Annotated in this window: 4 tRNA genes and 1 rRNA gene; all 5 read left to right on the plus strand. The window is 46.5% G+C overall.

Annotated features, from left to right (window positions below):
- Positions 1-187, plus strand: a 16S ribosomal RNA gene (locus EQP46_RS23935); the annotation flags it as partial.
- Between the two features lie 89 nt (positions 188-276).
- Positions 277-352, plus strand: a tRNA-Glu gene (locus tag EQP46_RS23940).
- Position 353: 1 nt separating this feature from the next.
- Positions 354-429, plus strand: a tRNA-Lys gene (locus EQP46_RS23945).
- Between the two features lie 30 nt (positions 430-459).
- Positions 460-535, plus strand: a tRNA-Val gene (locus EQP46_RS23950).
- A 44-nt stretch (positions 536-579) separates the two neighbouring features.
- Positions 580-655: transfer RNA gene (locus EQP46_RS23955), tRNA-Ala, on the plus strand.
- Positions 656-1,022 lie beyond the last annotated feature (367 nt).

Consider the following 1,022-nt stretch of genomic DNA (forward strand, 5'->3'; position numbering starts at 1 on the left):
GATCAGAATGCTACGGTGAATACGTTCCCGGGCCTTGTACACACCGCCCGTCACACCATGGGAGTGGGCTGCACCAGAAGTAGATAGCTTAACCTTCGGGAGGGCGTTTACCACGGTGTGGTTCATGACTGGGGTGAAGTCGTAACAAGGTAGCCCTAGGGGAACCTGGGGCTGGATCACCTCCTTAACGATACTATTGATGCAAGTGTCCACACAGATTGTATAGGTTGAAAAAGTAAAGAGTGGTTGAGGTTCCCAAACCTCAGCAAACAGTGTGTCCCATTCGTCTAGAGGCCTAGGACACCGCCCTTTCACGGCGGTAACAGGGGTTCGACTCCCCTATGGGACGCCACGGGTCGTTAGCTCAGCTGGTAGAGCAGTTGACTTTTAATCAATTGGTCGCAGGTTCGAATCCTGCACGACCCACCATCTCCTCCACAGGCGATGTAAAACTCATGTGGGCGATTAGCTCAGTTGGGAGAGCACCTCCCTTACAAGGAGGGGGTCACTGGTTCGAGCCCGGTATCGCCCACCACTTTCTCTTTTCGTTGTTAAATGAAAAGAAGAAGACTACTCGATGGGGCTATAGCTCAGCTGGGAGAGCGCTTGATTTGCATTCAAGAGGTCTGCGGTTCGATCCCGCATAGCTCCACCACTCTTTAAGTGTTTTCGAAAGAGAATCTTTAGAAAGTGGTTCCACTCTCTGTTTGAGAGAAGAAACACCACTTTGCTCTTTAAAAATCTGGAAAGCTGACTAGTAAATTTAATCAAACGATTAAATTGAAATCTGTTTCTTATCTCTCTACCCGAGAGGTAATGAAACAAAAGTTCTCAAAACGTTAATTCTTTTGAATTAACACCAAACACATTCAAGTGTTCTTGGTTTCATCCTTCTTCGGAAGTGATGAACATATTTGAGTCCGGCGAAAAACCGTTCATTAATTTGAACTTGTTCTTTAACGAGAACACCTTGGTTGTTTGTCCATACATAAAGACCTCTTGGGGTTGTATGGTTAAGTGAC

This window comes from Enterovibrio baiacu (genome assembly GCF_004120195.1).
Classification (GTDB): domain Bacteria; phylum Pseudomonadota; class Gammaproteobacteria; order Enterobacterales; family Vibrionaceae; genus Enterovibrio; species Enterovibrio baiacui.